Source organism: Pseudomonas fluorescens, assembly GCF_902497785.1.
GTDB classification, from domain to species: Bacteria; Pseudomonadota; Gammaproteobacteria; order Pseudomonadales; family Pseudomonadaceae; genus Aquipseudomonas; species Aquipseudomonas fluorescens_BO.
In genome coordinates this window covers 44,768-68,380 of the sequence record NZ_CABVHK010000023.1, presented here as the reverse complement: position 1 = coordinate 68,380, position 23,613 = coordinate 44,768, and the positions used below count along the sequence as shown (strand labels likewise).

The following is a 23,613-nucleotide window of genomic DNA, read 5'->3' as shown; positions in this document are numbered from 1 at the left end:
AGTGTTTGAAGGCGAGGTGCATCGCACCTCGCCAGGGCCGATCAAGGGATCAGGCGCTCGGGTGGGTGTGGTAGATCTTGCTGACGATGGTCCACTTGCCTTCCACTTTCAGCAGATTGAAAAAGTCGGTGAAGCGAAACCCCGAAACGTTATCGGTATCGACCCGAGCACTGGCGGCAGTGCCCACGATGTCGATGCGAACGATCGCGGCTTTGGCTTCGGGAGAGGGGCGGAAAGCGCTGTCGATGATGTCGTACAGATTCTGGATCGCACCGCCGACCAGCTTGTCGCCGTCAACACCAAACATGGTGGCCTGCTCGTTAAACGCGGGCTTCATCAGCGTGCTGTCTGCCTTGGCCCCACCTTCGTTGTACTGGCTAAGCACGTCGACGATGGCGTTGTATTCCTGAACGTAAGTTGGATTGCTCATGGTGTAACTCCTGATTGAATGATTGTCTGATGGATCGCCACATCTGGCCGCTGCGCCGTCACTAATCCTGGCGAGTCGGCGAGATGCCAATCGGTGTAGCCCTTGGCGCCGCCGCCGTAATAACTCTCGCGGGGCGCGATGGTCAGCTCGAGACCACGACGCAAACGCTCTACCAGGTCGGGGTTGGAAATGAACAAACGACCAAACGCCACTGCGTCAATCCGGCCTTGCGCCCGACGCTCCAGCGCCATCTCCAGGTCATAGTTGTTGTTACCAATGAACGGTCCTTCGAACTGCGCACTTAACGCGTCCAGATCAACGCCTTCAGGGACGGTGCGAGAGGTGGCGGTTGCACCTTCGACAAAGTGCAGATACGCCAGGTTGAACCGGTTGAGTTGCTGAATCAGGTAGCCGTAGGTCGCCATGACGATTCATGAGCTTCCAGCTCACTTGAGATCAAATGGCACAACGCAGTTGTGCCAATACTTCTCTTATTTTGCGAAGAGCTGGCTCATATCCTTGAATGCCTTGAACTCAAGGGCATTCCCGCAAGGGTCGAACAAGAACATGGTGGCCTGCTCACCGACCTGCCCCTTGAAACGAATGTAGGGTTCGATCACGAACTCGGTACCGAAGGACTTCAAGCGCTCGGCCAACGCTTCCCATTCTTCCCAGCCGAGGACGATGCCGAAGTGCGGAACGGGCACGTCGTGGCCGTCTACCGGATTGCTATGGACGCTCTCCTGGGAAGCGGTTTTTGGGTGTTCGTGAATAACCAGTTGATGGCCATAAAAGTTGAAGTCGACCCACTGGGTGCTGGAGCGACCTTCTTCCAGGCCAAACACTTCACCGTAAAAGGTGCGGGCGCCAGCAAGGTCGTAAACCGGGATTGCGAGATGGAAAGGCGAGAGGCTCATCAGAACTCCATAGACACTGTTTTTGTGGGTGAAGGCAGACATCGTAGGCCGACAATTACAGCAAAAAAATCAATATATATTTCTTAGAAACACAATTAATATTTGTGAATGATCAAAGAACTGAAGACACTCGTCGCCGTTGCACGGGAAGGTACTTTTGCCGCTGCCGGCAATAAAATCGGCCTCACCCAGGCAGCGGTCAGCGCCCAGATGCAACGCCTGGAAGCCGAGCTCGGCTTTGAGATATTCGACCGCAAGGGACGCTCAGCCCATCTCAACAGGATGGGCCATCAGATACTCCTGCAAGCGCAGGAACTGCTTCGGCTCTACGACAATCTGGGCTCCACCTCGGTTGGGCTGCCCGCGAGCGTGCTGGTGAATATCGGTGCCATTGCCTCCGTGCAGCGCTCCTATCTTCCAGACGCGCTGGCCCGGTTTCACCAACAATGCTCGCACTGCCGAACCCGAGTCATACCGGGGCTATCCATGGAGTTGGTGAACCTCGTGGATGCCGGCGAGATCGACATGGCAGCCATTATTCGCCCACCCTTTTCGCTCCAGAGCGATCTGCGCTGGACAACCCTGGCGCTTGAACCTTACCGACTGATTGTTCCGCGCGACGTACCGGGCGAGGACTGGGCAGAACTGCTGTCCAGCCAACCGTTTATTCGGTATGACCGATCATCATTCGGGGGAAGGCAGGTGGATCGCTTCCTGCGGCAAATGCATTTCACTTTGCGCGAAGTGTGCGAACTGGATGAGTTGGAGGCCATCATCAAGCTGGTGGAAAACGGCGTGGGCGTAGCACTGGTGCCGCAGACCGCGACGCATCAGGCCTGGCCAGCGGCTGTCAGAGTTCTCGACCTCGGAGCGCATACCTTTCATCGTGATATCGGTTTGGTGCACAGGTCTCGCCAGAGTTTTACCGAGCCTGTGCGGATACTGGCGCAACTCATTAGTGACCAGTTAAAGAATGGCGCCAACTAACACCCGGCATGCAAAATGGGCCTTCAAGGGGCGCGGGGCAAGTCTGTTGTCGATTCACCTCTGCCCCTCCACGAGCCTTACCCGGTGGCAGTCAAATGGCCCCAGTTTTTCACCGCTGGATGAGCGCACGTCCATCGGCTGCAGAGGCTGGCCCGACGCGTTGTCGAGCAGCACTGAACGCGTCTCCTGCGGGTTGAACAGAAAACGTTCGCCCCACTGCCGCATGCAGACCACCACTGGAAAGATCTCCCGTCCTTTGTCCGTCAGCACGTATTCCTTGTAGGCACTTCCATCCGACGCGGGTTGAATGTCGAACACCCCGACCTCGACCAGCGTTTTCAGGCGCGATGCCAGAATATTTTTCGCCACACCCAAGCTCTTTTGAAATTCGCTGAAGCGGCGAATGTTGTCAAAAGCATCGCGAATAATCATCAGCGACCAGCGATCCCCGATGGCCTCCAGTGTTCTGGCGACCGGGCATTCGCTGGTTGGCGGTGACGCTTGTTCGATCATGTTTCGGTCCTTGCAGAATGTGAATGTGCCAGGTCTGTCGACCCATTTTGCGCAACGTGGTTGCAATTTGAAACCTGCTAGAGCAACAATCGCATCCAGTTTTAAATTGAAACCAGTTTAACGCCATGGAGCCGCGCATGACAGCCGATGTCGATTCAGCCACCCGACCCTTTGTCCAAAAACCTGCGCAGCTACCCCTCGCGGACGCGGGAGAAAACCGCAGCACCGTTCCGTCTCCAGGGCTTTCTCCGTCGCTGACGTTATTGTTTTCCGTCACCTGCGCGCTCGCCGTTGCCAACGTTTACTTCGCCCAGCCATTACTCGATTCGATGGCTCAAAGTCTGGATGTTGCCTCATCGATGATCGGGGTTGTGGTGGCGGCGACTCAAGTGGGTTACGCGCTGGGGTTGCTGTTAATCGTCCCACTGGGTGATTTGGTCAACCGCAAACGGCTGATTTTGACTCAAGTACTGCTGTCCGCCGTGGCGCTCGCGGCAGTGGGCGCAGCACAGCAATGGCTAGCCCTGTTGGGCGCCATGATCGTGATGGGTTTGTTGGCCGTTGTCGTTCAGGTGCTTGTGGCCTACGCCGCCGTGCTGGCAACGCCGTCACAACGCGGGCAGGCCGTGGGGACGGTCACCAGCGGCATTGTCCTGGGCATTCTTCTTGCGCGATTCACCTCCGGCCTGATTGCGGACATTGCCGGTTGGCGCGCCGTTTATTTTGTGTCCTCGGGACTGATGCTGACCCTCGCGGCGGTGCTGTGCAAAGTGGTGCCGGTGGCAGCGCCGCCACGCCAGCGAGAATCCTATGTCGCGCTGATCAAATCGCTGTTCAAACTGTTCGTCACCGAACGCACCTTGCGCGTCAGGGGCCTGCTGGCCTTGCTGATTTTTGCCGCGTTTTCGGTGTTGTGGACAGCCATGGTGCTGCCATTAAGCGCCCCGCCGCTGTCGCTTTCACACACGGCCATCGGCCTGTTCGGCCTGGCCGGTGTCGCCGGTGCCCTTGCTGCCAGAAAAGCCGGGCGCTGGGCCGATAAAGGCCTGGGGCAACGAGTGACCGGTATTTCGTTGGGTCTGCTGACGTTGTCCTGGTTGCCCATCTCGTTGACCGAGACGTCGTTGATTGCGCTGGTCTGCGGCGTCGTCCTGCTGGACTTCGCGGTGCAGGCCGTTCACGTCACCAACCAGAGCCTGATTTTCGTTGCACGGCCCGACGCGCAGAGTCGCATGGTCGGCGCCTACATGTGCTTCTACTCGGTGGGTAGCGCGCTGGGGGCGGCCGCCGCGACCCAGGTTTACGCGCTTTGGGGCTGGATGGCCGTGAGCCTGCTGGGCGCCTTGATCAGCGCAACGGCGCTGGTGCTGTGGTTTGTCACGTTGCCCCTCTCGACGACTCATCAAGGAAGACCACAATGAAAACCACGCACCCTTGGCGCGGCTGACCACTAATCGTAGAACGGCTCGACCAACGCCCGACTGCCAACAAAAAAACTGTCCGCCACCAATCGCAGCGGCTGAAGGTCCATGTCACTGGCCTTGTCGCCGATCAGCTGTTGGAAATGCCGGTACACCGCCGCGTACTCGCCCTCCTCCGAGACGCCTTGGCGCACACCGTCGATGCTCAACAGGGCGCCACCGTTGTCCAGTCGCAGGACGCCTTCGGTGCAGCGCATCTCGATGCTCCAGAGTTCGTCATGACCGTGGTCGAAATCGAACTCCGCGCGGACATCGAGGTGGCGCGCGTCAGACATTCTGATCGACGCCGCAATCGGCGACTGGCAGTTGCTGGGGACGCGCAGTTCGGCGGACTCGACAAATAGCGGTAGCGCCAGCAGGTGGGTCGCAATCGACAGCGCATTGATGCCGGGATCGAACACACCCAGGCCACCGGGTTGCCAGATCCACGCCTGGCCCGGGTGCCATTTGCGCACGTCTTCCTTCCAGTCGATCTGCACGCTTTGCAGGGTGCGGCTGGCCAGCCAGTCACGGGCGGCTTCGATGCCCGGCGCGTAGCGCGAATGCCAGGCGAACAAGCCGCTGACGCCTTGCTTCCCTGCCAGGTCGACCAACGCCAGCGCTTCACCCAACGTGGCGCACGGCGGTTTTTCCACCAGCACATGTTTGCCAGCCGCCAGCGCTTGCTGCACCAACGCAAAGCGTCCTTGCGGCGGTGTGCAAAACGCAATCGCATCGACCTGCGGGCCGTGTTCGAGCAGCTCGCCCAGGGACTTGAAATTGTCTACCCCGGCGCAGGGCTGGCCTTGTGTCGCGACAGCCACCAGTTGAAAAGCGGGGTTGGCGTTGATAGCGGGGACGTGTTGATCCTGGGCAATCTTGCCGTAGCCCACCAGACCGAGACGGATCGGTTGCATCAATGACTCCTGATTTTGTGTTTTTTCTTGGTCAACGAGTCGGCAAGATTACGTTTGTACAGCGGGGAAGTCATTGGTGATGTGCTTGAATCCATTTGATTCGGGCAGCACTGCAGTCAGCCGAGTTGATCTGCTTGCCATCAATCCTTGCAATTCGGCAGAAGCGCTATTCGATTCTCGGTGTGACAGCCACCTCGATGACTTTTCCATCCAGAGCGTAGCTGAAAGAAACTCCCCCCTGATCAGACAAAGTGAGTTTATCGAACCCCGAAGGAATGGCTGGTGCTGCCGAGAAAAAATTAGTGCCAAAACGCGCAAGAATGCTGCCGGTGTTCATTTCGACAAGAGAAAGACGACCAAAAGAGGTCAGGACCCAAAATCGATTACGAACGTCATCCACAACAACTGATTGAATAACGTCGGTAAAATTTCCCGTTTCATATTCCCTTGGTCGAGCGAAATTTTTTCTCCAGACCAGTTGCTCTTGGGAAATCAATTCCATATCCCCCCGATCGTGACGCAAATACAAAACGGCGGGCCCATGAAACGTCTCCAACTTCCACGTGACGTCTGCCTCCGGCCAATCACCCAAGGTAACGGGAACTAATCCTCGATTTATTTCACGTGTCTGCAAGCGCCATGAGGATTGAAATAATTTCACACCGTTGCTTCTGAATGACACGTAAGCTGCGCCAGAATCAGAACACACCACGCCGGATACCGCATCAGGCCATGAGTGCTCTACATGCTCAATTTCAACACTGGATTCATCGAAAAAATTTCGTACATAGCGCATCCAATAAACATTCCCGTCCCAATCTCCTACGACAAACCCACCATTCTCACAAAAAGCCCCAGCCGGATACTCCGTACTTGCACGCGGGTATTCAATCTCAACTCGCCGCTTTTCATCTTCAACTAAACAACGATCATGCAAAACAACCCTTGCAAGCCTCGTCGCGGTTAAATAGTAAGCATAATCACAGCCACTCACCTCATCCCTCACCGAGACTGCATCCAAAAGCGGGTCGGTCTCAGTCGCAAAATAATCAAGCAACATCACGGCCCCGGTTGGGTCGGGCACGACAATCAACACAAGATCTTTAATACCGGCTTTGTCGTTTACTTGAGCTTTCAATACCTTGGCCTTCCCTTCTGCAAGGTCGCCGAAAAAACTCAACCAGGCTTTCGAGGTTGTACGCTCTGGCTTTCCAATGGCCAACTTCAACGGCAAGCCCATTGTTTTTCCATCCAGATCGAAGAGCCGCAACTGATTTCCTCGATCAAGCACTGCAATATTATCCCCTTCGCTATCTGCCCACACCGCTGCTAACGGAAACGGCTTAACCGGCAGAGAAATGCGATTTGCACTGGCAGTGTAAATTTGTAAACGCCCATCCAGCCATCCCACCAGCAGGCGCTGGTTCGGCAAAGGCACCAACGTTTGCAAGGCTGCATTGGAGCGGGCTTGCGACAACATCTCTTCCCAACGGGAAGGCCCTGGGCTCAAGGCCTCACAGCTGGGCCAACGTCGCACTATTGCTGATCCATGCTCGGCAGTTCCCAAGTCATATCCGACCCAAAAAAAACGGTCAGATGACACGGCTGCATTAGAAAACTCGCGCTCAAGGCCATCACATCCATAGAGCTCTTGCTTGCCGTTCAAAGGCAATACGCCAATACCTCCATAACGGCTGCCAAGCACGACATTACTCGACACCCCGTCGTCAAAAAATTTCATACTGCTTATGCTCGATCCACCTTGGGTATCGAGTAACACGGCCCTTTGAAACATAGCCTGCTGGACATTCTCCTGAAAGTACTTTGGAAACTCATTACTCTTTGCCGCCCTGTCTGCGGCTTGAAGAAATTCGCCGTTTGTTTGCTCTGCTCCGACCACCATCATATTCGCGGCATATTGCTTATGCAGGGCTTCATCACGGGCATCATCAGCTGCAAACTTCATACGCCAGGAAACCACGGTAAGCACAAGTAGCAGCAACACGACTGACACAACCAGCGCACGCCACTTTTTATTCGCACGAAGACGTCCAACACTAGCGACTATGCTATTCAAGGTCTGCAATGAAGCATTATCTGAAGCCCCACCATCGAAAGATTCGACAATAAACTTCCTTTTTTCGAAATCATGCCAATTGTCGACCACCCCCTTCTCCGCTAAAGCGGCTTGGAGACAACCATCGAGCGAGATGGGAATAATAGGCCTTTGGGGGTGGTGTTTTCTGAACAGCTGTACCTCGGTCTGGATCCACCTAGGATGTTTAAGGACTTCAGCATTCGTGATCACGACCAGTACCTTGGTATTGACCAAGGCCTTTTGTATCGAGGCGCTCAACGTATCTTCGTAGCCCAGCTCCACTTCGCTAAAAAACACGACCAGCCCGGCATCTTGTAATCGCCGCGCCAAGTCGGAAGCATAGAAAAAATTACCGCGCGGCGGCTCACCCAGTGCAAACGAAACAAACACATCGTATCCAAAGAGGCGCTCTGAAAGCTTCCGGCTTGGCGCAAGTCCCGCAATCGCGACCATAAATAAAACACCCGATTAATTAAACCAGCGCAGATATCATCCGTTTCCCTACCCACATCTACGTTTGAAAGTATGTCAAAACTCAGACCCAATCTTATACATAATGGCAATAAAGATTATTGCATCACTCTTATTCTTCACCTGTTCGCAACCGGCGATAGCGCAGGAGCGTTGATTTGACCTGTTTTCGGTGGGCAGTGGGCAGTTGAAAAAATGCGTCCTTCTTGACCATCGGACTGCAATCGACTCACCCGTTATTGCATTACAACCTGGTCATTATTTGTATCGGATCAACTATGGACAATGAACCATGTAAGTAATGGGCATAGCACTGGGCACGCTAGACACGCCCTTCATACCTCAAAAGCAAAAACACGTTCATGTCGACTCCGCAGTCCACTGGTACACGCCATCCAAATTATGTCCCCAGGTCGACTGACGGCTTCGGGTCGCTTAAGTCCTTGGCGAAAAAACCAAGCCGGCCAGAAGCGGACGTTCCGCCTCCTCACGAAAAACCGCGAATAGTGCTAACAATGAAAGTTATGCGTGACTGCCGAATGCAGGCTTTAATGTCCAGGCTTATAGTCAGCCAGATAGTTGCGACTCCATAATCGGGTGGATGCGCCTGATGGCGGTTTCAGGTGGCTATGCACTCGTCCAATCAAGGAAGAAACCACATTGAAAATAGCTTTCGGCGCCCTGTTGTTGACCTGTCTGACGACTACCGCATTCGCTGACGGGAACCCTGTCGGCTTCCAGTCTTCCACACTGCAGGACGCGCACAATGACCGCTCACTCGAGATGGTCGTCTGGTACCCCGGTGCAACGACCGCAACCGCGCAATTGATCGGCGATGATGCGGTGTTTGTCGGTGCTTCTGCGGTTCGGAACGCGCCGCCCGCAGCGGGCAAGCATCCACTATTGGTGCTCTCCCACGGATACAGGGGGAACTGGAGCAACCAGATCTGGCTCGCCAGTGCGCTGGCCCATAAGGGTTACATCGTCGCCGCCGTCAATCACCCTGGCACCACGACCCATGACCGTAGCCCTCAAGCAGCGGCGCAGTTATGGCAGCGTCCTGTTGATTTGAGCCGAGTCATTGATAGCGTCACGGCTCAACCTGAAAAATTCGGCGTGGTCGCGGATGGCCGAATTGCCGTAGCGGGCCATTCACTCGGCGGTATGACCGCCCTGGAGATCGCCGGTGCTCGTTTCGATCCAGACCGCTTCGCCCATGACTGCAAAGCACACCCGCAGTTAGCGAGTTGCAGCGTCTATGCAAAGATAAACCCCGCAAGCACTTCGCAATCAAAGGCCGCGTTGGCCGCCGATTTGCGCGATAAACGCGTCACTGCGGTGGTTGCATTGGACCTGGGCCTTTCACGGGGCCTGACCGATGAAAGCCTGGCTTCGCTGCCGGTGCCAGCGCTGGTGATCGCTGCTGGCGTACCCTCGCACGATCTTCCCGCCGAGCTGGAGTCTGCCAACCTGGCCAAACGCCTGCCTGCGGCGTCAAGCCGCTACGTCGAAATCAGCGATGCAAGTCATTTCAGCTTTGTGTCGGTATGCAAACCTGGCGCGCAGGAGATGCTCGAAGAAGAAGTACCAGGCGATGGCATCATTTGCCGGGATGGCGACGGCGCCCGCCAGCGTGAGGCGATTCAACAGCAGATTACATCGCTGATAGCAGAGTTTCTTCAGGCATCTGTCGACGAAGCAGGCAGTTTGTAAACTCGTTGTAACAGTAAATGGCTGCCACATCTAAAAGCGCCATTAACCGTCCCTGTGAGTTTCACACCCTGGCCCAAACCACCGGCCCATGAGCTTTAAAGCGTCATGATCGGCCGCAGCAGCGCCTGCCCTTCGTACAGCGCCGACAGATACCGCTCGCGCATCTCCTCAACGGTCATGCGCGACGCGTGAGTAGTCAGTGTCAGCGTTGCCTGCAATTGCCCTTCCCGATCAGTCAGCGGCACGCTCAACACCCGCATGCCCACTTCATATTCCTGATCCACCATCACGTAACCACGCTCGCCCGCCAAGGCGATTTCGCGGCAGATCAATGCTTCGTCGGTGAGCGTATAAGGCGTGATGGCCTGGGGCGGGTTGCGTTTGAAGTAAGCGCAAAGCGCCTCCTGCGAAAAACTCGCCAACCACAACCGTCCGCTGCCGGTGCAATACATCGGCACCCGTGAACCGGGGCGGATCGACATTGAGGTTATGTGGCTATAGCGACTACGCACCACATGCACAATGTCATCACCGTCGCGAACTCCTACCGAGACATGCTCTTGGGTGGTTCGTGCCACCTGTTCGACGATGGGCCTCAGCATGCGCGGCAGCACTGCGGAATCGACGTAAGCCTGGCCGATACGCAAGGTCTTGGCGGTCAGCCAGTAATGGCGGCCGTCGGTCTGCGCAAAGTCGTCATGCACCAAGGTCAGCAGAAAACGTCGGGCGGCGCTCTGGGTCATATCGGCCATTCGTGCTACTTGCGGCACGCTCAGGCGCGGGTGCCCCTGAGAAAACAACTGCAGCAACGCCAAGCCTTTTTGCAGGCCGACGATCAAATCCCGCGGGTGGATCGTAGGTTGCTTCATCAGTTGGACTCTTTATCGCACATAGACTGCGATTATCGCACTAGCGATGCGATTATCAACCGAATCGTGCACACGCTCGATTGTCCGCCGCGTTCACCGCTTGCAGTATCGGCCTTACAACAAAGCCAATAAGCGGGTACCTCCCATGATTCAGGGTTCGACTGAACTAGTCGCCATCGTCGGCTCGCCTGTAGCCCAGGTGAAATCGCCGGAAAACTTCAATCGCTGGTTCGCCGACCACCAGCAGAACGTCTCCATGCTCGCCATCGACCTTGCACAGACTGCGCTGCATGACTTCGTCCAGACCCTGCGTGGCTGGCAAAACTTACGCGGATGCGTGGTCACCGTCCCTTACAAACAACTGTTGGCCACCTGCCTGGATAGCGTCAGTGAACGCTCGGCGGCGCTGCGCTCGGTCAATGTGATCCGCCGCGAAGCCGACGGTCGACTGGTGGGCGATATCGTTGACGGCGAGGGCTTTCTCAACGCTGCGCGCAAGCACGGTTTCAATCCCGAAGACAGACAGGTTCTGGTGATCGGCACCGGCGGCGTCGGCAGCGCGATTGCGTATTCGTTGTGCCAGGCCGGGGTCAGCCACTTGGCCATCAGCGACATCAGCCACGAGCGCGTCGAGGTGCTCGGCGACCTTCTGCGCAACGCTTTCCCGCAGATTACGATCAGCGCAGGACCGGACTCGCTCAAGCACTTCGACCTTGTCGTCAACGCCTCGCCAGTCGGCATGAGTGCAACCAGTGATGACGGCCCGATGCCGTTGCCGACCGCGCTGATGCAAACCCTGAACGCCAAAACCCTGGTGGCCGATGTCGTGACATCACCGGCGGTGACACCGTTCCTCGCCTTGGCCCGAAGCCTGGGCTGTCCGATTCAGACCGGGCCGGAAATGGCGTTGGCGCAGTTGGGTAACCTCGGTCACTTCATGGGTGTGACGCCGCTGGAGATCTGACTCTCCGGCGCGTCCCTGACAGGCGATAACAATGAACACTACGACTTCCCTGCCTTCTGCCACTGCCGAGCTGACCTATGACGTGATTGTCCTGGGCAGCGGCGCAGCCGGATTCGCCGCAGCGGTGACTGCCAGTTGCCGCGGCCTCAAGGTTTTATTGGTGGAAAAAACCGAGGCCTTTGGCGGTACGTCGGCGATTTCCGGTGGTGCGGTATGGCTGCACGATACCGACCAGGCCCGGGCTGCCGGGCATCACCTGCCCGCCGAACAGATGCGTACTTACCTGAAAGAGGTGATCGGTAACGGCTACAACCCGCAATTGATCGATGCCTTCATCGAACAGGCTCGTGAAGCCCTGCGTTACCTGGAAACCCACAGCGAACTCAAGTACAGCCTGCGACCGTTGTCTCCCGACTACTACCCGGACTTGCCGGGTGGCACGCAAACGGGTCGTGCGCTGGAAATCGACGAGTACGACGGTCGCCGTCTTGGCGAGCATTTCAAAGACCTCAAGCGCCCCCCGGATGGCATGCTGCTTTTCGGCGGCATGATGGTCAATCGTGTCGACATCCAGCACTTCCTCAGCTTCAAGCGTTCGCCGAAATCACTCTGGCACTGCCTCAAACTTATCGGACGTTATGCCGTCGACCGCCTCAGCCACCCACGCGGCACCCGCCTGACCGTCGGCAATGCATTGATCGCGCGCCTGGCCACCAGCGCTATGGCCAACGGCGTCGATCTATGGCTGCAAGCGACGGCCGAGGCATTGATCGTCGAGCAGGGCTCGGTCAAGGGTGTGCAGATTTCCAGGCACGGAATAACCCGTCCCGTGTTCGCTCGCGGTGGTGTGGTGCTGGCCATGGGTGGTTTTGCCGCGGGGGCACAAGCCGCCGAACAGCGGCCTTCCACTGGTTCGGAGCATTGGAGCATGTCACCGCCTGCCAACGTCGGTGATGGGCAACGCTTGGCCGCCTCGGTCGACGCGGCAATCGGTGACAACCTGTCGGCGAATTTCTTCTGGGCCCCGGTTTCGGTGCTGCACAAGACCGACGGCAGCGTGGAACGCTTTCCGCATCTGGTCACCGACCGCGCCAAACCCGGTGTCATCGCGGTCAACCGTGCCGGGCGGCGTTTCGTCAATGAATCCAATTCCTATCACTGTTTTGTCGAAGCCATGTTCGCCGATGGCGGCGCCAATGCGCCCTGCTGGCTGCTCTGTGACAGCGAAGCACTGAACAACTACGGCATGGGTCTGGCGCGTCCGCGACCCGTCGACAACAGCGCATTGATAGACGCCGGTTATCTGCTGCGTGCCGACAGCCTCGCCGAACTGGCGCGCATGGCCGGCCTGGATGCGCATTCTCTGGAGCAGACCCTGGCGCAATACAACGACGATGCCGAACGAGGCGTCGACCAACAGTTCGGCAAGGGAAGTACGGCCTACAACCGCTACATGGGCGATCCGCTGCATCAACCCAATCCATGCCTGAAACCCCTGCGCAAGGCGCCCTTCTACGCCGTGCGTTTATTCACCGGCGATCTCGGTTCAGCCCGAGGCCTGGTCACCAATGGCCAGGCCAACGTGCTGAATCGCAGCGCAGCGCCGATCCCCGGCCTCTACGCTGCCGGCAACGAAATGAATTCGATCATGGACGGTACTTACCCCGGTCCCGGTATCACCCTCGGCCCAGGCATCACTTTCGGTTACCTCGCCGCCAGCGATATCGCTCGCCGGCTCGACCACAGCACTGCACAACCATCCCACACTGGAGAACACCATGTACTACGAACTGCGCACCTACACGATTAAACCAACCAAGCTCGGCGACTGGCTGACCCTGTACAAAAGCGCCGCATTGGCCGTGCAGCAAGAACACTTGGGCAACCTGGTCGGCTTTTTCACCACCGAAATCGGTGAAGTCAATCAAGTGGTGCACATCTGGGGTTACGCCAGCCTTGACGACCGCATGACACGCCGCAATGCCATGGCGGCCGATCCACGCTGGCAGGACTTCGCGCGGCAAAACAAGGAACTGGACGCCGTGGTGACGCTGGATTCACGACTGCTGCGTCCGACCGACTTTTCTCCGCTCAAATAACCTTTTCGCTGCGTTGCGCTGCTTCTGATTGGGAGCAGCCAACCTCATTCCTTCTCGCGGTAATCCCTATGTCCATCAGCGACCCCCTGATTTGTGATGTTCTGGTCGTCGGCTCTGGCGCCTCTGGCCTGGCAGCGGCGGTGACTGCTGCGCAACTTAACCTCGACGTCATCGTTGTGGAGAAGGAGCCGCAGCTAGGCGGCACCAGCGCCTGGTCGGGCGGTTGGCTGTGGATTCCGCGTAACCCATTGGCCATCGCCGACGGTATCGTTGAAGACCTGGAACAGTCGAGGATTTACCTGCGTCATGAACTGCGCAGCGAAGTGCTCGACCCGCGCGTGGAAACGTTCCTGGAACAAGGGCCGAAGATGATCGACTTTTTTCAAGGCCATACCGAGGTGCAATTTTTCTCCGGCAGCAAAATGCCTGATTTTCACGCCAGCGAAGGCTATGCAAAAGGTGGCCGCTCGGTCTGTGCGCAACCCTTCGACGGTCGTCGCCTGGGCCTTTGGATCAACAAACTCCGACGCCCGCTCGACGTGATCAGCCTCGCGGGAATGGGCATCGCCGGCGGTGCCGACCTCAATCATTTTCTCAACGCCCGCCAGTCGCCGTCCTCATTGCTCTACGCCGGCAAGCGCCTGTTGCGCCACGCCCGCGACCTGCTGTTTCATGGCCGGGGCCTGCACCTGGTGAACGGCAACGCACTGGTTGCCCGCCTGCTCAAAAGCGCGCTGGATCGTCAGGTTCGCTTGCTGACCGACACGCCCGTGCGCGAACTGCTGCGTGACGGTGAGCGCGTGCTCGGAGCGCGAGTCGAATCTGCCGGGCGCCTGATCGAGATCCGCGCTCGACGTGGCGTGGTGCTCGCTTGCGGAGGTTTTCCCCACGACCAGCAGCGCATCGCCCGCCTGTTCCGGCATGCCCCCAATGGCACCGAACATTTGAGCGCAGCGCCCAAGGGTAATACGGGCGATGGCTTGCGCCTTGGCGAAAGCGTCGGGGCATGCGTGGCATCCGACTTGACCCATGCCGCCGCGTGGGCACCGGTGTCCCGAGTGCCGCGTGAAGATGGCGGTTTCAGCGGTTTTCCGCACCTGATGGAACGAGCCAAACCCGGTTTCATCGCCGTGCGCCAAAATGGCCAACGCTTTGTCAACGAGGCCGACTCCTACCACGACTTCATGTGCGCGCTGTTTGAGGCCACGGGTCCCCGGGAAGCCCCTGTTTCCTGGCTGATCTGCGATCACCGCACCCAGCGCCGCTATGGCCTGGGCTGGTCGAAACCGTTTCCGTTCCCGACTACAAAGTACGTACGCGAGGGCTACTTGATCAAGGCCCCGACGTTGGTCGAACTGGCACGCCAATGTGGCATCGATGCGCAGCAGCTGGAAGAGACCGTCAGCGCATTCAACCTTGGCGCGGAGCTCGGTCACGACCCGCTCTTTCAACGTGGTGAGTCGCTGTACAACAGAGCACAGGGGGAAGTTTTACATGGGCCTAACCCGTCCCTTGGCAGTCTGCGCAGAGGACCGTTCTATGCGGTGAAGCTGGTGCCCGGCAGCCTCGGCACTTTCGCCGGTCTGAACACCGATGCCAGCGCCCGCGCCTTAGACGAACACGGCGCGCCGATTCCGGGGCTATTTGCCGTAGGCAATGACATGAACAGCATCATGAACGGCCATTACCCAAGCGGCGGCATCACGCTCGGTCCTGGGATGACCTTCGGTTACATCGCCGCAAAAGTTCTTGCCGGGCAGGCAATTGACGGAAATCAGCCGGTCAACATGACCCTTTCCAAGGCGGAAAAAATCGCCGGGGCAGATGAGCGAACGCGAAGTGATCAAGAACATCCAACGGGAGTCTGTAATGAGACATATCAGTAGAAAGGCAATGCCTTCACGCTTGGCCTCCAGCTACCCCGATGTCCAACATGCATTGGACGCTGGCATCCCAAGCAAAAAAATGGACGTAGCAACTCGTATCGTATTGTGGGCAGCCAGTGAAGCCGGCCTGAACAGGGCCGAAATCGTAGTCGCACTGTCAAAAAGAGACCCAGCGCTATTCGACGACCTTTGTGCCGAAATGGAGGAGCAACAATTCAAACTGTTTGAGTGTGGAGACGGGATGCACCTGTCGTTTTTCGACAAGGCGCGTGTCTATAACGCGAGCGCTTGGTTAGCTCGTGAAGTCCCACATGAAGCCATATACGAGTCAATTTTTGCGACGGAAAATACGCTCGTGATAGCTGATTTTTTCTAGCACATAAATGGCAATGCCCAGATCCTGAGAACCCGGTTGAGAGGGAGCGTTTTATGGCCGCCCCCCTGCAGAGTGGCTCTTTCGCGGTTATCGATCGAACGCGTCCCACACCGGCGCAAAGTCCGGACTGACTTGACGCTCGCGTTTGGACAGGCCGGCGATCAGCGCGCGATCCTGATCATCCAGGTTGACGGAGAGCGCTGCCAGATTGGCCCGTTGGTTGGCCTCGCTGCTGGCCTTGGGGATAGCCGCCACGTTCGATTGATCCAACAACCATTTAAGTGCGACCTGGGTCGGCAGTACCCCGTGTTTGGCGGCGATGTGCTGGATAACCGGAACATCCGACACCTTGTTGCGTGCCAGCGGCGAATAGGCCGTCAGTGCCAGATCGTGTTGACGGGCGTAGTCCAGCAGTGCGTTTTGGCCGAGTAGCACGTGGTACTCGACCTGAATGGCTGACAGCGGCGTGCCCAGTTCCTCGACTACCGTGCGCAGCAGGGGCAGCGGGAAATTCGCCACGCCGATATTGCGCGCCAGCCCCTGCTCCTTTAAGGACACCAGGGTTTCGATCGTACTCGGCAAGTCCCAATCGGTGCTGGGCCAATGGATCATGAAGAGGTCGACGTAATCGCTGTGTAAAGCCTTGAGGCTGCGGTCCATGGAATGGCGCATGGCGTCGGGTTGCAGCTGGTCCCACCAGACTTTGCTGGTGACATGGACGTGTTCGCGGGGTGTCGGGCTGTTCACCAGGGCCTGACCGACAGCGTCCTCATTGTTGTAGGCCGCAGCGGTATCGATGTGTCGATAACCTAGCGCGAGGGCCTGCTCCACGGCTCGTGTGCACGCTTCACCGAGCATCGGCCAGGTACCGAGGCCGAGCTTGGGCATGTTCAAACCCTGAGCATTAACGATGTGCGTCATGATCGATCTCCTTTTCATAAGCAGTGATGCCGGCGATATGGCGCGCGGCGATGTAGCCAAACGTCAGCGCTGGCCCCAGGTTGATGCCACCCGCTGGGTAATGGCCGCCCATGATGCTGGCCATGTCGCCTCCCGCCGCATACAGGCCGGTGATGGCCTGACCCGAGTCGTCGAGGACTTGTGCGTGTTGATTGACCTTCAGCCCGGCAAAGGTGCCGAAACAACCCGGTTCGACTTTCACGGCATAGAACGGCCCTTGTTCGATCGGCGCGACGCAGGGGTTGGGTTGCTGTAGCGCATCACCCTGCTTGCGGTTGTAGGGCGTTGAGCCTCGGCCGAACTGCGGGTCCTGACCATCGCGCGCGTGGCGGTTGTAGTCCGCCATGGTGGTGCTCAAGCCAACTGGATCAATGCCGCAAGCCTGTGCCAATTCCTCCAGCGACTTGCCGCTTTTCAGATAACCGCTGCGGATAAAGGATGACAGCGGTACCGGAAACGGCCGAGAAATACCCAGACCGTAACGTCGCTGAAAAGCATGAGTGCAGATAAGCCACGAGGCCACTGCTTCGCCGGGCGGGGAGCAGGCGACCATGGCCGTCACATAGTCGTAGTAGCCGTTGGCTTCGTTGACGAAGCGCTGACCGTTGCTCAGCACGCCAATGATCCCCGGCTTGCCGCGCTCGATGATGTGCGGAAAGTGGCCGCTACTGCCATCGCGGTGTGGCACTCGTGAAACCGGAGCCCAGGCCACAGGCGATACCTGGTGGGTGTCGACTCGGGCGCCGGCGCTCTCACCCAGCCGCAGGCCATCGCCAGACACGCCGAGGGGCGGCAGTGCCAAATGTTCGTGTCCGGTCGGTGTGCGGGGGAACAGGGCCTTGCGCCGTTCGATGTCATTGGCGAAACCGCCGGCCGCGAGCACCACGGCCCTGCGAGCCTTGATGCGAATCGAACCTTTGGCGGTGCGAACCACCGCGCCTTGGACCTGATTGTTCTCGCGCAACAACTCGGTCACCGGTGCCGACTCCCACAGCAGCACGCCAAGATCGTCAGCGGATTTCGCCAGGCGCGCTACCAGCGCCACGCCATTGACCAATTGCATCGCCCGACCATGCACGGCGAGGTCGAGCAAATGGCGAGTGAATCGCCGTGTAACGTGCCAGGCCGCCGACCACGAGCGGGTCAGGTTGAGAAACGCGGTAAGGTCTGCGCCCGCCATGATCGGCATGCCCATGAAGGCTGTTTCGCGCATAGTTTTGCGCAGACGCTTGAGCAGCTTGCCGACCTTGCGCGCGTCATAGGGCGCGGCGATCACCGAACGCCCGCCGGTACCGGCGCCCGGCGTGTCGCCATGAATGTCGGCAATCGCGTTGCCGTCGGCGAATTGCAGCGAGGTGTGCTGTTCGAAGAACGCCACCATGCGCGGTGCGGCCTCAAGGAAGGCATCGATCATCGGCGGGTCGTACTGATCGCCCAGTTCGTGTTTCAAGTAAGTGCGCGGTTCTTCAACGTCTTCAACGATGCCGGCCCGTCGGGCCAGAGGATTACACGGCACCCACGCCCAGCCACCGGACCAGGCGGTGGCGCCGCCCAGAACCGAATCTTTTTCCACCACTATCACTTTCAGGCCATGCCATGCCGCCGTTACGGCTGTTGCAAGGCCGGCCGCACCGGAGCCGACAATCAGCACATCGCAGTCGATGTCGGGGAGGCAGTTCGGTACGGCAGGCATGATTAGCTCCGGTTCTTGTGATTTTGGAATTTGATTCCGAAAAATATAGCAAGCCGGAATGAAGCGGCAAGTCGCCGGTGCGTAAAATGGGCGGTTATCGGACAGCCAAAATCCTTTGTGAGTCCGGGCTTGCTCGCGAAGAGCCTACAAAGTTGTGCGCTGTTCGAACACTTTCAAAGCACGCTTGTGTCAGAAACTGGAATCAGGTTCTAAATTGTTGGAATTCAACTTCAAACAATAATCACAAGAGGACCGCTGCATGAGTTTGCCCCTTCGAATAGCCCTTATCGGTGCTGGCACCATGGGCCAGCAGCATTACCAGCATCTCAAAACCCTGACTGAGGCGACCTTGTGTGCGGTGGCCGACCCCGGCCCGCAAGCGCCGGGTCTCGCGAAGGAGTGGGGGGTGCAATATTTCGCCGATCATCGTCAGATGCTGGAGCAGGCAAAGCCTGCGGCCGTCATCATCGCCAACCCGAATGCGCTGCACGTCAGCACCGCGCTCGATTGTCTGGCTGCCGGCGTCCCGGTGTTGCTGGAAAAGCCGGTGGGCGTGCACCTGGATGAGGTTCGTGAGCTGGTGACTGCCTCGAAGTCGAGCGGCGTTGCGGTGTTGGTCGGCCATCATCGACGCCACAACCCCTTGATCGTGCGCGCCCATGAACTTGTGCACAGCGGCGCGTTGGGCCGGTTGAGCACCGTGACCGCGCTCTGGCAACTGCGCAAACCCGATAGTTACTTCGAGACCGCCTGGCGCCGCGAGCCCGGTGCGGGCATGTTGTTGACAAACCTGATCCATGATCTCGATTTGCTCAGGCATCTGTGCGGCGAAGTTCGCCAGGTGCAGGCCATCACCAGTAACGCCGTGCGTGGGTTTGCCAACGAGGATTGCGTCGCCGTGGTGCTGCAATTCGACAACGGTGCGCTGGGCAGTCTGACCGGGTCCGATGCGGTGGCGGCACCCTGGAGCTGGGAGCTGGGCTCCGGGGAGAACCCGGTCTATCCACGCCAGGCCGACCAACCGTGCTATTTGCTGGCGGGCACTGCGGGGGCGCTGAGCATCCCGCAGCTCAAACGCTGGCACTACACGCAAGCGGACGGTGGATGGCATCAACCCTTGGTGCCGACTGACGAGCCTTGCAGTAACGATCAAGCGCTGCGCTTGCAGTTGCAACACTTCGTGCGCGTTGCGCGTGGAGAGGTTCAACCGCTGGTCTGCGCCGCCGATGCAGCCCGCACCCTGGCGCTGGTCGAAGCCATTCGCCAAGCCGCTGAAACCGGGCGCGCCTGCGCACCCGCCTTGATCGAGGATTGACCATGAGTGAACGGATTTTTTCCCTTGCCAGTCTGACTGTGTTGGAGTTGTCACCGCCAGACATGGTCGAGGTTGCGGCGCGGGCCGGTTACAGTCATGTCGGCTTGCGCCTGGTGCCGGCAACGCCAGAGGAACACCATTTTGCGTTGGTGACCGATGACGATCTCCGACGCCAGACCCTGGCACGTCTGCGCGATACCGGCATTCGTGTCCTGGATGTTGAAATCCTGCGGCTTAAACCGGACACCGTTGTGGGTGATTTCGAGCGGGTGCTGGCAGTGGGAGCTGAATTCGGTGCCAGTGAGCTACTGGTGGCGGGTAACGATCCTGACGAGGAGCGGCTGACAGAAAACTTTGCCCGGCTATGTGATCTGTCGGCGCCTTACGGGCTGCATCCGCACTTGGAGTTCATGCCCTGGACCGACGCGCGTGATCTGCAGCAAGCCGTGCGCATCGTTGAAAAGGCCGGACGTGAAAACGCAGCAGTGCTGGTCGACGCGTTTCACTTCGATCGCTCTGGGTCACGGCTGGAAGATCTGGCCAGGGTTTCCCCCTCGCGGTTACGGTATGCGCAGTTGTGTGACGTAGCGGGTCCCAGGCCTGCAGACATGGCCGAGATCTTACGGCAGGCGCGTAATGAACGGCGTTTTCCAGGCGATGGCGAATGTGATCTGCCAGGGCTGTTGCGGTGTCTGCCGGCTAACATTCCTTTGAGTCTGGAGATTCCCACCGCGCAACTGCTGAAACAGGGCGTGAGTGGGCTGGACCGGGCACAGATGGCACTGAGTAAAACCCTTGAATTACTCGCGCGGCTGACTTAAGCCCCGCGAAGCTTTTCACTTTGAACATGGGACCCCAATGACCGTTGGCGCGCGTGGCAAGTGAGCCAACGGCCGTTCGCTTGCAGCAGCTGCGCGGGGTCGGTCCGATGATAAAAAGGAGTTCAATTAATCAGATGAAACTGTTTCTGCTCCTTACTCCTCAGATGCCACCAGTCGCACACCTTGGCGCGTAACCTGTTGCCCGACTTCAAAAGTCGCATTGGGTGAGCGCACCGTACTGATTTCGCCATGCGCGTTTTTCACTTCATAAGCGGTTTCAGACTTGCCAATGCCTGTCTGCACCGCACTGCCGGCGAAAAAACCGCCCGCTGCGCCGACGAGTGCACCAATCGGGCCGCCTGCCGCGCCAACCATCATTCCGGTCAAGGCGCCGAAACCCTTGCCAGCGGTTGTGTCGGGGACTTCACGGATTATCTGGTCTGCCTGGCATAGCGGAGACAGCAGTGCACACAGGGTAAAACCGAGCGCGATTGAACGAGTCATGACATTGTCCCTTTGAGGTTGGCATTAAGTTCGCTAACCAATACACAAAACGGGCCAATATTTTTTAATGCTTAATATCAAATACTTATGAAGCTAAATAGTCATTATGACCCAATACAATATTGGTCATAATGACACCATAATAGTCAATATGACTTCTTGCCCGATAGCGTCGCCCTACCCTCGGCACGACAAGGGCTTAGTTATCCATCACCTCGTCCAGTGCCTGCTCAAGGGTGCTGACCGTGCGCTCGATATTGTGCAGCTTTTCCAGGCCGAACAGACCGATGCGGAAGGTCTGGAAGTCGGCCGGCTCGTCGCATTGCAACGGCACTCCGGCGGCGATCTGCAGGCCGTGGCTGGCAAATTTCTTACCGCTCTTGATGTCGGCATCATCGGTGTAGCTCACCACTACGCCAGGGGCCTGAAAGCCCACAGCGGCCACGCTTTTGAAACCTTTGCCGGTCAACATGGCGCGCACCCGATCGCCCAGGGCCTGTTGTTCGCCGCGAACCTTGTCGAAACCGTAGGCTTGCGTCTCTTTCATCACTTCGTTAAACCGCGCGAGGGAATCGCTGGGCATGGTCGCATGGTAGGCATGTCCGCCCTGCTCGTAGGCCTGCATGATCTGCAGCCACTTTTTCAGGTCGCAGGCGAAGCTGCTGCTCTGCGTCTGTTCGATGCGCTCGAGGGCCAAAGAACTGAGCATCACCAGGGCGCAGCAAGGGGAAGCGCTCCAGCCCTTCTGCGGCGCGCTGATCAGCAGGTCGACTGCGCATTTGTGCATATCAACCCACAGCGTGCCCGAGGCGATGCAGTCCAGCACGAACAGGCCACCCACCGCATGCACGGCGTCGCCGACTGCCCGCAGGTACTCGTCGGGCAGGATAATCCCTGATGAGGTTTCAACGTGGGGGGCGAAGACAATCTGCGGCTTCTGCGCCTGAATGGCTGCCAGCACTTCGTCCAGAGGAGGTGGAGCGTAGGCAGCCTGGCGACCCGTGTCGACCGGTCGGGCTTTCAGCACCGTGGTGGCCGCCGGAATGTTGCCCATCTCAAGGATCTGGCTCCAGCGATAACTGAACCAGCCGTTGCGTATCACCAGGCATTGCTGGTCGGTGGCAAACTGTCGCGCCACCGCTTCCATGCCAAAGGTGCCGCTGCCCGGAACCACCGCAACAGCCTGGGCGTTGTAGACCTGTTTCAGGGTCTTGGAAATGTTCTTCATCACGCCTTGAAATGACTGCGACATGTGGTTGAGCGAGCGGTCGGTGTAGACCACTGAATACTCGACCAGCCCCTCGGGATCGATACTGGGATATAGCTTTGACATGGGTGACTCCTTTGGCAGAGATGTCAGTGGTATCGACCCTGCCCTAAGCCTTGGCAAATGACAAGATTGCGCGAGACTGGATTGCGACTTCTGTTATCAGGTCGATTACCGGGCGTAGCAATGCTAGCAGGTGGCTGCTGGAGAACGACCAGTTACGAAGAGTAGCAGCCGGCCAATAGCAGCCGCTGGACAGACAAGTGGCTAATAGGTAGCGTCGACCCTCTGCACTGAATCTTTCCCGTAGTTGAATCATCAGGCGTATTGGTTGGAGAAGTTGCAATGACAACAATCAACGTGAAATCCCGATTCGAAGCAAAGCTTCTCCGTCCGGCTAAGCCTGGTAATGATACGTCGTGGGCGTTTCTGGTACTGCCAGGAGACGCAAGTGAACAGCTTCCGAGGCGAGGGAGGACGACAGTTGAAGGCACAATCAATGCGCACCACTTCCAGGCAACCCTTGAGCCGGATGGTCAGCTGAGCCATTGGCTGCGGGTCAGCAGAGAGTTACTCGAAGCCGCAGGCGCGGCGGTTGGGGACATCGTTACGCTGGAGCTAGCCTCTGTGAAAAAGGAACCCGAGCCTGACATCCCGGCAGATTTTCAGGAGGCACTGCAAGCCACTCCTGAGGCTCGTAAAGTCTGGAACAGTACGACGACCCTCGCACGAGTAGACTGGATTCACTGGATGACTTCAGCCAAGCAACTCAAGACCCGTGCAAAACGAATCAGTGATGCCTGCGACATGCTCGCCTCCGGCAAGAAGCACGTTTGCTGTTTCGACCCGTCCGGTTACTACAGTAAGGCCTTCCGTGCGCCCGAGGCGGATAACTCTTAAATGGGGCATTAGGTCCAAATCGTGCGGCTCGTTCACCGGCACCGACTAAGTGGCCTTTTAGCTTGATTGTTATGAATGCAGGCCTCCCCGAGGGCTACCCGCGTTGAGCGGGCATCGGAAATCATCCGAACTCATTCAGGCACCTGATTCAGGGTCACTCGCAGGCATCCCGCGAGCCTCCTTATCGTTTTCGTCCTGCTCGTTCATCTGTGGGTCGTTGTCTGGGTTATCGACGTGGCTGTTCGTACCCGCTTTTGGATGCTCACTCGATACCGAATTAGTAGCATCCACATCAGCCATATCTGCATCGACAGGGGCTTCATCGTCGGTCGGTAACGGAACTTCGTACTGGTTCCCGCTCGGGTCATGGCCAGCTTCGTTGTCCGTGGTGCGTGTTTCGCGTTGCTGCGATTTATTGCCGGGTGCGTTCTCGTCAATCTCCATGGTGGCTCT

22 protein-coding genes and 2 pseudogenes are annotated in these 23,613 nt (G+C 58.0%); 12 read left to right on the top strand and 12 right to left on the bottom strand.

Going from position 1 to position 23,613, the window contains the following annotated elements; genetic code table 11:
• Nucleotides 1-49: 49 nt before the first annotated feature.
• The 3 genes and pseudogenes from F8N62_RS27775 to F8N62_RS27765 form a co-directional block, all read right to left on the bottom strand.
• Nucleotides 50-430 (bottom strand): nuclear transport factor 2 family protein, encoded by a 381-nt coding sequence (locus tag F8N62_RS27775; protein WP_150713672.1) that lies wholly within the window; start codon nucleotides 428-430, stop codon nucleotides 50-52.
• Nucleotides 427-858 (bottom strand): annotated as a pseudogene (locus F8N62_RS27770) (hypothetical protein); the annotation flags it as partial. The gene F8N62_RS27775 and the pseudogene F8N62_RS27770, both read right to left, overlap by 4 nt.
• A gap of 63 nt (nucleotides 859-921) precedes the next feature.
• Nucleotides 922-1,347, bottom strand: a complete 426-nt coding sequence (locus F8N62_RS27765) for a VOC family protein (RefSeq protein WP_150713671.1) — start codon at nucleotides 1,345-1,347, stop codon at nucleotides 922-924.
• A gap of 108 nt (nucleotides 1,348-1,455) precedes the next feature.
• Here F8N62_RS27765 and F8N62_RS27760 point away from each other — a divergent pair, with 108 nt between their 5' ends.
• On the top strand, nucleotides 1,456-2,334 hold the full coding sequence (locus tag F8N62_RS27760) for a LysR substrate-binding domain-containing protein (RefSeq protein ID WP_150713670.1): 879 nt from the start codon (nucleotides 1,456-1,458) through the stop codon (nucleotides 2,332-2,334).
• Between the two features lie 54 nt (nucleotides 2,335-2,388).
• Here the strand turns inward: F8N62_RS27760 and F8N62_RS27755 are convergent, their stop codons facing one another.
• The gene (locus F8N62_RS27755; RefSeq protein ID WP_150713669.1) at nucleotides 2,389-2,847 is read right to left on the bottom strand and encodes a winged helix-turn-helix transcriptional regulator; all 459 of its coding nucleotides are present in this window, start codon (nucleotides 2,845-2,847) and stop codon (nucleotides 2,389-2,391) included.
• Nucleotides 2,848-2,984: 137 nt separating this feature from the next.
• Between F8N62_RS27755 and F8N62_RS27750 the strand changes: the two genes are divergently transcribed.
• Nucleotides 2,985-4,268: an MFS transporter gene (locus F8N62_RS27750; protein WP_150713668.1), complete on the top strand. Its 1,284-nt coding sequence runs from the start codon at nucleotides 2,985-2,987 to the stop codon at nucleotides 4,266-4,268.
• 29 nt (nucleotides 4,269-4,297) lie between these two features.
• On the opposite strand, the gene F8N62_RS27745 is transcribed toward F8N62_RS27750, so the two are convergent.
• Together F8N62_RS27745 and F8N62_RS27740 are read right to left on the bottom strand one after the other, a co-directional pair.
• Nucleotides 4,298-5,224, bottom strand: coding sequence for a Gfo/Idh/MocA family protein (locus tag F8N62_RS27745; RefSeq protein ID WP_150713667.1), 927 nt, complete (start codon nucleotides 5,222-5,224; stop codon nucleotides 4,298-4,300).
• 166 nt (nucleotides 5,225-5,390) lie between these two features.
• Complete coding sequence (locus tag F8N62_RS27740; RefSeq protein WP_150713666.1) at nucleotides 5,391-7,775, bottom strand: toll/interleukin-1 receptor domain-containing protein; 2,385 nt, start codon at nucleotides 7,773-7,775, stop codon at nucleotides 5,391-5,393.
• Nucleotides 7,776-8,094: 319 nt separating this feature from the next.
• On the opposite strand from F8N62_RS27740, the pseudogene F8N62_RS32000 reads away from it, so the two are divergent.
• Nucleotides 8,095-8,214: pseudogene (locus F8N62_RS32000) on the top strand (GFA family protein); the annotation flags it as partial.
• A 239-nt stretch (nucleotides 8,215-8,453) separates the two neighbouring features.
• On the top strand, nucleotides 8,454-9,506 hold the full coding sequence (locus F8N62_RS27730) for an alpha/beta hydrolase family protein (RefSeq protein ID WP_150713716.1): 1,053 nt from the start codon (nucleotides 8,454-8,456) through the stop codon (nucleotides 9,504-9,506).
• Between the two features lie 95 nt (nucleotides 9,507-9,601).
• Here the strand turns inward: F8N62_RS27730 and F8N62_RS27725 are convergent, their stop codons facing one another.
• Nucleotides 9,602-10,375, bottom strand: a complete 774-nt coding sequence (locus F8N62_RS27725; RefSeq protein ID WP_150713665.1) for an IclR family transcriptional regulator C-terminal domain-containing protein — start codon at nucleotides 10,373-10,375, stop codon at nucleotides 9,602-9,604.
• Nucleotides 10,376-10,520: 145 nt separating this feature from the next.
• Between F8N62_RS27725 and F8N62_RS27720 the strand changes: the two genes are divergently transcribed.
• The 5 genes from F8N62_RS27720 to F8N62_RS27700 all read left to right on the top strand — a co-directional run bounded on the left by F8N62_RS27720 (nucleotide 10,521) and on the right by F8N62_RS27700 (nucleotide 15,700).
• A complete protein-coding gene (locus F8N62_RS27720) occupies nucleotides 10,521-11,339 on the top strand; it encodes a shikimate dehydrogenase family protein (RefSeq protein ID WP_150713664.1) in 819 nt (272 codons plus the stop codon).
• Between the two features lie 31 nt (nucleotides 11,340-11,370).
• Complete coding sequence (locus F8N62_RS27715; RefSeq protein WP_150713663.1) at nucleotides 11,371-13,149, top strand: FAD-dependent oxidoreductase; 1,779 nt, start codon at nucleotides 11,371-11,373, stop codon at nucleotides 13,147-13,149.
• The gene (locus F8N62_RS27710) at nucleotides 13,118-13,438 is read left to right on the top strand and encodes an NIPSNAP family protein (protein ID WP_150713662.1); all 321 of its coding nucleotides are present in this window, start codon (nucleotides 13,118-13,120) and stop codon (nucleotides 13,436-13,438) included. The genes F8N62_RS27715 and F8N62_RS27710 overlap by 32 nt, the downstream gene beginning before the upstream one ends.
• Nucleotides 13,439-13,506: 68 nt before the next feature.
• Nucleotides 13,507-15,324 (top strand): FAD-dependent oxidoreductase, encoded by a 1,818-nt coding sequence (locus F8N62_RS27705; RefSeq protein ID WP_150713661.1) that lies wholly within the window; start codon nucleotides 13,507-13,509, stop codon nucleotides 15,322-15,324.
• Nucleotides 15,308-15,700 carry a hypothetical protein gene (locus F8N62_RS27700; protein WP_150713660.1) on the top strand — a complete coding sequence of 131 codons (393 nt, stop codon included), beginning with the start codon at nucleotides 15,308-15,310 and terminating at the stop codon, nucleotides 15,698-15,700. The genes F8N62_RS27705 and F8N62_RS27700 overlap by 17 nt, the downstream gene beginning before the upstream one ends.
• 87 nt (nucleotides 15,701-15,787) lie before the next feature.
• Here the strand turns inward: F8N62_RS27700 and F8N62_RS27695 are convergent, their stop codons facing one another.
• Together F8N62_RS27695 and F8N62_RS27690 are read right to left on the bottom strand one after the other, a co-directional pair.
• Nucleotides 15,788-16,621 carry an aldo/keto reductase gene (locus tag F8N62_RS27695; RefSeq protein WP_150713659.1) on the bottom strand — a complete coding sequence of 278 codons (834 nt, stop codon included), beginning with the start codon at nucleotides 16,619-16,621 and terminating at the stop codon, nucleotides 15,788-15,790.
• Nucleotides 16,605-18,353 carry an FAD-dependent oxidoreductase gene (locus F8N62_RS27690; protein WP_150713658.1) on the bottom strand — a complete coding sequence of 583 codons (1,749 nt, stop codon included), beginning with the start codon at nucleotides 18,351-18,353 and terminating at the stop codon, nucleotides 16,605-16,607. Before F8N62_RS27690 ends, F8N62_RS27695 begins: the two co-directional genes overlap by 17 nt.
• Nucleotides 18,354-18,612: 259 nt before the next feature.
• On the opposite strand from F8N62_RS27690, the gene F8N62_RS27685 reads away from it, so the two are divergent.
• Entirely contained in the window at nucleotides 18,613-19,668 is a 1,056-nt protein-coding gene (locus tag F8N62_RS27685; protein WP_150713657.1) for a Gfo/Idh/MocA family protein, read from the top strand.
• Nucleotides 19,669-19,670: 2 nt separating this feature from the next.
• Nucleotides 19,671-20,489 (top strand): sugar phosphate isomerase/epimerase family protein, encoded by an 819-nt coding sequence (locus F8N62_RS27680; protein ID WP_150713656.1) that lies wholly within the window; start codon nucleotides 19,671-19,673, stop codon nucleotides 20,487-20,489.
• Nucleotides 20,490-20,642: 153 nt separating this feature from the next.
• Here the strand turns inward: F8N62_RS27680 and F8N62_RS27675 are convergent, their stop codons facing one another.
• Both F8N62_RS27675 and F8N62_RS27670 read right to left on the bottom strand, forming a co-directional pair.
• Complete coding sequence (locus F8N62_RS27675) at nucleotides 20,643-20,993, bottom strand: hypothetical protein (protein WP_150713655.1); 351 nt, start codon at nucleotides 20,991-20,993, stop codon at nucleotides 20,643-20,645.
• A gap of 199 nt (nucleotides 20,994-21,192) precedes the next feature.
• Nucleotides 21,193-22,326, bottom strand: coding sequence for an aminotransferase class V-fold PLP-dependent enzyme (locus F8N62_RS27670; protein ID WP_150713654.1), 1,134 nt, complete (start codon nucleotides 22,324-22,326; stop codon nucleotides 21,193-21,195).
• A gap of 279 nt (nucleotides 22,327-22,605) precedes the next feature.
• Here F8N62_RS27670 and F8N62_RS27665 point away from each other — a divergent pair, with 279 nt between their 5' ends.
• Nucleotides 22,606-23,160, top strand: coding sequence for a YdeI/OmpD-associated family protein (locus F8N62_RS27665; protein ID WP_150713653.1), 555 nt, complete (start codon nucleotides 22,606-22,608; stop codon nucleotides 23,158-23,160).
• Between the two features lie 135 nt (nucleotides 23,161-23,295).
• Here F8N62_RS27665 and F8N62_RS27660 read toward each other — a convergent pair whose 3' ends face one another.
• A complete protein-coding gene (locus F8N62_RS27660) occupies nucleotides 23,296-23,604 on the bottom strand; it encodes a hypothetical protein (RefSeq protein ID WP_150713652.1) in 309 nt (102 codons plus the stop codon).
• Nucleotides 23,605-23,613: the final 9 nt, after the last annotated feature.